The 7,222-nt window shown below is 62.5% G+C and carries 9 protein-coding genes; 4 read left to right on the top strand and 5 right to left on the bottom strand.

Going from position 1 to position 7,222, the window contains the following annotated elements:
* Nucleotides 1–114 precede the first annotated feature (114 nt).
* Nucleotides 115–303 (top strand): hypothetical protein, encoded by a 189-nt coding sequence (locus ACTJJN_RS12125; protein WP_012052901.1) that lies wholly within the window; start codon nt 115–117, stop codon nt 301–303.
* 4 nt (nt 304–307) lie between these two features.
* Here the strand turns inward: ACTJJN_RS12125 and ACTJJN_RS12120 are convergent, their stop codons facing one another.
* The 3 genes from ACTJJN_RS12120 to nhaR form a co-directional block, all read right to left on the bottom strand.
* Complete coding sequence (locus ACTJJN_RS12120) at nt 308–952, bottom strand: YceH family protein (protein ID WP_012052900.1); 645 nt, start codon at nt 950–952, stop codon at nt 308–310.
* An 88-nt stretch (nt 953–1,040) separates the two neighbouring features.
* Nucleotides 1,041–2,252, bottom strand: coding sequence for a serine/threonine transporter SstT (gene sstT / locus ACTJJN_RS12115; RefSeq protein WP_221100211.1), 1,212 nt, complete (start codon nt 2,250–2,252; stop codon nt 1,041–1,043).
* Nucleotides 2,253–2,349: 97 nt separating this feature from the next.
* The gene (nhaR, locus tag ACTJJN_RS12110; RefSeq protein WP_012052898.1) at nt 2,350–3,243 is read right to left on the bottom strand and encodes a transcriptional activator NhaR; all 894 of its coding nucleotides are present in this window, start codon (nt 3,241–3,243) and stop codon (nt 2,350–2,352) included.
* 132 nt (nt 3,244–3,375) lie between these two features.
* Between nhaR and ACTJJN_RS12105 the strand changes: the two genes are divergently transcribed.
* A complete protein-coding gene (locus ACTJJN_RS12105) occupies nt 3,376–3,615 on the top strand; it encodes a hypothetical protein (protein ID WP_003250549.1) in 240 nt (79 codons plus the stop codon).
* Nucleotides 3,616–3,643: 28 nt separating this feature from the next.
* Nucleotides 3,644–4,396 (top strand): TerC family protein, encoded by a 753-nt coding sequence (locus tag ACTJJN_RS12100; protein ID WP_003250551.1) that lies wholly within the window; start codon nt 3,644–3,646, stop codon nt 4,394–4,396.
* Nucleotides 4,397–4,525: 129 nt separating this feature from the next.
* Here the strand turns inward: ACTJJN_RS12100 and ACTJJN_RS12095 are convergent, their stop codons facing one another.
* Nucleotides 4,526–4,699 carry a hypothetical protein gene (locus ACTJJN_RS12095; RefSeq protein ID WP_012052896.1) on the bottom strand — a complete coding sequence of 58 codons (174 nt, stop codon included), beginning with the start codon at nt 4,697–4,699 and terminating at the stop codon, nt 4,526–4,528.
* A gap of 166 nt (nt 4,700–4,865) precedes the next feature.
* On the opposite strand from ACTJJN_RS12095, the gene ACTJJN_RS12090 reads away from it, so the two are divergent.
* Entirely contained in the window at nt 4,866–5,600 is a 735-nt protein-coding gene (locus ACTJJN_RS12090) for a peptidase C39 family protein (protein WP_012052895.1), read from the top strand.
* A 68-nt stretch (nt 5,601–5,668) separates the two neighbouring features.
* On the opposite strand, the gene ACTJJN_RS12085 is transcribed toward ACTJJN_RS12090, so the two are convergent.
* Nucleotides 5,669–6,952, bottom strand: a complete 1,284-nt coding sequence (locus ACTJJN_RS12085; RefSeq protein ID WP_012052894.1) for an NAD(P)/FAD-dependent oxidoreductase — start codon at nt 6,950–6,952, stop codon at nt 5,669–5,671.
* Between the last annotated feature and the right edge of the window lie 270 nt (nt 6,953–7,222).

Here is a 7,222-nt window from a genome sequence, read left to right as displayed (position 1 = left end):
GAGGGTTGGACACAGGCCGCTGTAGGAGCGGGTTCACCCGCGAAAGGGCCGGTGCAAGCAAAGCAGCACCTGAAGGTGTCTATGCTTACTGCAGACCCCTCAGGAATCACACCCATGACCCTGATCAGCCGCGAACCCTGGTGGCTAGTCCCCCCACAGCCCGGACAGCAAGAGCAGGACCTGCACTGGGGCTACCTGGAAATCTACGCCGACGGTCGCGCTGTGTTCGTCGACCAGCGCCCCACTGACCGGGAGCTGGCCGAGCGCAAAAGCTGCCGCAATTTCCCCGACCCCGAGCCGTGAAGGCTCAGCCTTCCAGCTCGGCCAGGCGTGCTTCCAGCGCCGCAATGCGGGCTTCGAGGGCCTCGATGCGTTCTTCTGACACACTGCCGCCACTGCGCCCGCCGCCTTCTTGCTGCCGTGCAGCGAGAATTGCCTCGATTTCCGCCGGGTCGCCCAAGGCATGGGTGTAGCGGTCTTCACGCTGGCCGGCCTGGCGTGGCAGGTGCAAGGCCAGGCCCCGCGAGATCAGGCGCTCCAGCTGATGCTGGATCTGCTCGGTGTCGTCAAAGTCGTGCAGGCGGTTGCTACGGGTCAGCAGTTCGTTGAGGGTTTGCGGGCCCCGCAGGAACATCAGGCCCATCAGCACCAACTGCGCTGGCACCAGCTCCAGTGCCTTGTCTACCCGATGTTCCCAGCGGTCGGCACGGCTGCCCATCTGCAGGCGGGTCATGCCCTGACCTTCGAGGACGCGCAGGGCCTGGCCGACCTGGCCTTGGGTGAGGTTCATCACCGGCTCGCGGCTGGTCTTCTGGTTGCAGGCCAGGACCAGGGCATTGAGGGTCAGCGGGTAGCTTTCTGGGCTGGTGGCCTGCTTTTCGATCAGCGAGCCGAGAACGCGGACCTCGATGCTGTTGAAGCGGCCTTCACCTGCGGTTTCGTGTTCTGACATGGCCCTGTCTCGTGGCTGGGGAAAGGCCACTAGGGTAGGTAATGCGATCGCGTAAGGCAATTGGGGCCGCAAAGCGGCCCCGGCCCGCTTAGCCGTTACGCTGCTCTTCGGCCTGACACGCCGCCGCGGTGAACAGCACATCGGTCGAAGAATTCAGCGCCGTTTCGGCAGAATCCTGCAACACGCCGATGATGAAGCCCACCGCCACTACCTGCATGGCAATTTCGCTAGGGATGCCAAACAGGCTGCACGCCAGCGGAATCAGCAGCAGCGAACCCCCAGCCACGCCCGAGGCGCCGCAGGCGCACACTGCCGCCACCACGCTGAGCAGCACGGCAGTCGGCAGGTCCACCTGGATACCCAGGGTATGCACGGCGGCCAGGGTCAGCACGGTAATGGTGATCGCCGCACCGGCCATGTTGATGGTCGCGCCCAGCGGGATCGACACCGAGTAGGTGTCTTCATGCAGGCCAAGGCGTTCCGACAACGCCAGGTTCACCGGGATGTTGGCGGCCGAGCTGCGGGTGAAGAACGCGGTAATGCCGCTTTCACGCAGGCACAGCAGTGTCAGCGGGTAGGGGTTGCGGCGAATCTTCCAGAACACGATCAGCGGGTTCATCACCAGCGCCACGAACAGCATGCAGCCGATCAGTACCGCCAACAGGTGCAGGTAGCCGAGCAGCGCGTCCAGGCCCGACTGGGCCAGGGTGGAACTGACCAGGCCAAAGATGCCCAGCGGGGCGAAGCGGATGACCACGCGCACGATCAGGGTTACACCCGTGGACAGGTCTTCGACCACGGTACGGGTGGTTTCGCCGGCGTGGCGCAGGGCCACACCCAAGCCGATGGCCCACGTCAGCACGCCGATGAAGTTGGCATTGAGCAGGGCATTGACCGGGTTGTCTACCGCACTCAGCAGCAGGTTCTGCAGCACCTCGGTGATGCCGCCTGGCGCGCTCAGCGAGGCTTCGCTGGTGCTTAGTGCCAGGTGCGACGGGAACAGCATGCTGGCAACCACGGCCACCACTGCTGCGGCAAAGGTGCCCAGCAGGTACAGCCAGAGGATCGGGCGAATGTGGGTTTCCTGGCCGTGACGATGGTTGGCGACCGAAGCCATGACCAGGATGAACACCAGCACGGGCGCAACCGCCTTCAGGGCGCTGACAAACACCTTGCCAAGAAAGGCCAGGTCGCGGGCGATGGCAGGTGCCAGCAGGGCGAGGGCGATGCCAGCGAGCAGGCCGATGACGATCTGAGTCACCAGGCTGGTGCGGTTGAGGAAGCGGAGGAGAGGGGTCATGTGCAGCGGTATCTCGGAATCTGGAAAGGGCGGACTTTACCATAGAGCACCTGGTGGGCACGGCGCGCCTTGTTGCTAGTCAATGAGGCTTGGATGGCTACCAGTGAAACAACTCCCGCCGCGCCCCCTCGGTAATCGCCACGATCCCTGGGTGCTTGACCTTGCGCTCCACCGAAATGGCGTAGAACGACTCGTGCACGGCCTCGGTCTGCCCGATCAGTTGCACGCCATACTGACGGCACACCTCCTCGGCGATTACGCTGGGCGCAACGAAAATGCCGCTGCCCGACTGCCCGAACGCTTGCATCAAGGCACTGTCATCGAACTCCCCCACGATCCGTGGCTGCACCTGCTGCTCGCCCAGCCACCGCAGCAAGCGGCTGCTTACCACGGTCTCCTGGCCGGGAACCAGCAGCGGAGCATCCTGCAGGCAAGCTGGAAAAGGGCCTTCAAGCCGTTGTGCCAGCGCCGAGGTGGCGAAGAAGCTCAGCCCGCACTCGCCCAGCTTTTGGCTGTAGCACTTGATGTCCAGGTGGTTAGGCATGGGGCTGTCGGAAATCACCAGGTCCAGGCGCTGAATAGCCAGGTCTGCCAGTAACCGCTCAAGTTTGTCTTCGCGGCAGTTGATGCGCAGCACCTCTTCCAGGTCCATGGTCGGTGCCAGCAGGCGGTAGACAATGGATTTGGGCACTACGTCAGCCACCCCCACACGGAACAGGATCTGCTCCTGAGGGCCGGCACGCAGCATGGCTTCGAGCTCGCTGCCGATCTGAAACATCTGCTCTGCATACACCAGGGCCTGACGGCCGGTTTCTGTCAGTTCCAGCTGCCGGCCGGCGCGCTGGAACAGTTCCAGGCCGTAGGTTTGCTCGAACAGGGTGATCTGCCCGCTAATGGTTTGTGGTGTGAGGTTCAGCTGTTGGCTGGCGCGGGTGATGCTGCCCGTCTTGGCCACGGCCCAGAAGTAATGCAGCTGGCGATAGTTAAGCACCGTCGGTCGTCCCGATTCGTAAAAACCGAAGTATATGCCATGAAAATACGAATTTTCCTGAACTATTGCCGTCTCTAGAATGCACGGCTATCAGGCGCCATGCGCCGCCGGGTTATTTCAAGCGAGGACACCATGCTGCAACTCAAATCCATTGGCACCCCCTTGGTGCTGGCTTTGGCCCTGTTCACCCTGGCAGGCTGCGACCAGGCCGAGAAATCCGCCCAGCAGATGCTCGACCAGGCCGCGCAGTCGGCCAAGCAGGCCATCGACGACACCAACAAGGCTGCCCAGCAGGCGCTGAGCGAAGCCATCGGCGGCGAAGGGCAGAAGCCCAAGGATGCCGAGAAGAAAGAAGAAACCCAGGAAATCTGACCCCAACCGCTGCTGCAGGATTTGAACAATGGAATATTTGCTGGAACTCGCCGCTAGCCCTACCGCCTGGGTTGCCCTGGCTACGCTGGTGGCCATGGAAGTTGTACTGGGCATCGACAACCTGATCTTCATCTCGATCCTGACCAACAAACTGCCGGTGGAGTACCGCTCCAAGGCGCGGCGTATCGGTATCAGCATGGCCTTGGTCATGCGGCTGGCCTTGCTCAGCACCGTGGCCTGGATCGTCCAGTTGACCGACCCGGTGTTCGAAGTGTTCGGCAACGCCTTCTCGTGGAAGGATGTGATTCTGATTGCCGGTGGTTTGTTCTTGCTGTGGAAGGCGACCAAGGAAATTCACGAAAACGTCGACCCGCATGGCGCCAAGGAGGAAGCCAAAGTCTCCTCCACGGTTACCCTGGGCTTTGCTGCGGCGATCTTCCAGATCCTGCTGCTGGACATCGTCTTCTCGGTCGACAGCATCATCACCGCCGTGGGCATGACCGAGCACCTGCCCATCATGATTATCGCCGTTATCACGGCTGTGATCGTGATGATGGTGGCCGCCGACCCGCTGGCCAACTTCATCAACGACAACCCGACCGTGGTCATGCTGGCGCTGGGCTTCCTCATCATGATCGGCATGACGCTGATCGCCGAAGGCTTTGGCGCCCATGTACCCAAGGGCTATGTGTATGCGGCCATGGCGTTCTCGACGGCTATCGAGGTCCTCAACATCCTGGCCCGCCGAGCGCGTCTGAAGCGTGAGGCGGCTGAAGGTTGATGTAAAAAAGGGGCGCTTCGCGTCCCTCTCGCGGACAAGCCCGCTTCCACAGGTACCTCGCGTGGCACTGACATTGCGAATACCTGTGCAGCGGGCTTGTCAGTGAGTGGGGTTCGGGAAATCCTGAGGTTAGCTCACCCCGGCATGCCGCCGCGCCCGCCTTACTGGCTGTGGCTTGGCGGGTGCCTGCGGTGGCAGGTGGTGTGCATGACGCCGCACGATACGCAGTACACCCCACAGCATGGCGGCTGCGACGCTCAGCCACATGCCTACCAGCATGAGAATTGCCATGGTCAGGCTCATCTGTGCCTCCATCTTTGCGGCAAGCGCTTGATTGGCCCGCGTTTACCTTCCAGACACTGCTTTAGTCTAGCCCTTCGTCTGTGACGTTCCATCGAACAATGGTCTATCTCTAGGGCCGATTCGCTCCAAGGCGCTGTCGGACTATACCCGCGCCGCTGTCGGACCTATGATCGGTGGCCAGAGCCGGGCGCTGCCTGCCTGGCGTTGGAACAAGCGAGTGTCCATGGAGCAACATTCCTTCAAGGCTGCCCCCCGGCGGCTACTGGCGGCCTGCCTGCTGGCTGCCACCCTGGCCGGCTGCGCCAGCGCACCGCACGGCAACCTCAAGGGCCTGCCGCAGCGAGTCGAGATCAGCAGCGTGCCGTTCTACCGTGGCAACGCCAACCACAGCGGGGCCATGGCGCTGGCGGCAGTGCTGTCGCAGCAGGGGGCGCCAATCACGCCAGGGCTGCTGGACAAGCCGCTGAACCTGCCCCAGGGCGTTGAAGCGCTGGGCACCGGCATCCCCCGTGTTGCGCGGGAGTACGGCATGGTCGTGTACCCGTTGGACCAACAGCTGGACGCGCTGCTGACCCAAGTGGCGGCGGGCAACCCGGTGCTGCTGCGTTACGAGGACGGTTCGGCCTGGTGGGGCGAGCCCCGTTATGCCGTTTTGATCGGTTATGACCGCTACAAGCAGCGGGTGCTGCTGCGCGCAGGCATGCACCGGCGGCAGGTGATGGCGTTCGACGAGTTTGCCTCGGCGTGGGCGAAGCAAGGGAGTTGGGCGGTTTTGGTGCAGCCACCACGGCAGCTACCGGCCCAAGTGGATCGTCAGCGCTGGTTGCAGGCCGCGGATGAGCTGGCGCGGGCGGGGCAGGAGGTTGCAGCGAAGCAGGCTGTGAATAGCCTGAACAAGTAGTATTGCCTGTCCCGGCCCTTTCGCGGGCACGCCCGCTCCCNCCCGCGAAGAGGCCAGGCCTGCTTACATCAGAAGCCCAGGCGATCGCGCAGGCTGTAGTACCAGGCACCGATGGCGCTGAACGGCACACGCAGCATCTGGCCACCCGGGAACGGATAGTGCGGCAGGCCGGCGAAGGCGTCGAAACGCTCTGCCTGGCCGCGCAGGGCCTCGGCCAGCACCTTGCCCGCCAGGTGGGTATAGGTCACGCCGTGGCCCGAGCAACCCTGCGAGTAGTAGATGTTGTCGCCAATTCGGCCAACCTGTGGCAGGCGCGACAAGGTCAGCAGGAAGTTACCGGTCCAGGCGTAGTCGATCTTCACGTTCTTCAGCTGCGGGAAGGCCTTGAGCATTTTCGGGCGGATGATCGCCTCGATGTTGGCCGGGTCACGCGCGCCGTACACCACGCCGCCACCGAAAATCAGGCGCTTGTCGCTGGTCAGGCGGTAGTAGTCGAGCAGGTAGTTGCAGTCCTCGACACAGTAGTCCTGCGGCAGCAGGGTGCGTGCCAGTTCTTCGCCCAGTGGCTCGGTGGTGATCACCTGCGTGCCGCATGGCATGGACTTGGCGGCCAGCTCGGGTACCAGGTTGCCCAGGTAGGCGTTGCCGGCAACGATGATGAACTTGGCGCGGACCTTGCCCTGCGGGGTATGCACGACCGGGTTGGCACCGCGTTCGATGCGCACGGCCGGGGTTTGCTCATAGATGATGCCACCCAGCGACTCGACCGCGGCAGCTTCACCCAGGGCCAGGTTCAGCGGGTGGATGTGGCCGCCGCTCATGTCGAGCATGCCGCCGATGTAGCTGTCGCAGGCAACCACTTCGCGGATGCGCTTCTGGTCCATCAGCTCCAGCTGATTATGGCCAAAGCGTTCCCACAGGCGCTTTTGCGATTCCAGGTGGCCCATCTGCTTGCTGGTAAGGGCAGCGAATACGCCACCATCTTTCAGGTCGCACTGAATGTTGTACTTGGCCACGCGTTCACGAATGATGCGCCCGCCCTCGAAGGCCATGTGGCCCAGCAGTTGTGCCTGCTTGGGGCCGACGGTGCGTTCGATGACATCAATGTCGCGGCTGTAGCTGTTGACGATCTGGCCGCCGTTGCGGCCCGATGCACCGAAGCCGACCTTGGCCGCTTCGACGACGCTCACCTTGAAGCCGTTCTCCAGAAGGAACAGGGCGCTGGACAGGCCGGTGTAGCCGGCACCGATGATGCACACATCGGTTTCCACCTCACCCTGCAGCGCCGGACGTGGCGGCACCGGGTTGGCCGAGGCGGCGTAGTAGGACTGGGGGTAGGGGGTGTTAGCCATGCTGCAGGAACCTCGTGTTTTATATTTTTAACGAATGTACCGATGCTATCAATAATAATAAACACCCGCTAGTCGTCTGGTGAAAATCCTTTACGGGGCCCCCCTCAGCCCGCCTCTCTATAAAGAGTTTAAGATTCAGTAGGTTAGCGCGAAAAAAAGTGTTGACAGAGTTTTTGTAATGCGTAGAATGCGCACCACACGACAGGCACATAGCTCAGTTGGTTAGAGCACCACCTTGACATGGTGGGGGTCGTTGGTTCGAGTCCAATT

Origin of the sequence: Pseudomonas sp. 22515 (genome assembly GCF_052044625.1) — a bacterium.
Lineage (GTDB): Bacteria > Pseudomonadota > Gammaproteobacteria > Pseudomonadales > Pseudomonadaceae > Aquipseudomonas > Aquipseudomonas alloputida.
This window is presented reverse-complemented; position numbering and strand designations above follow the sequence as displayed.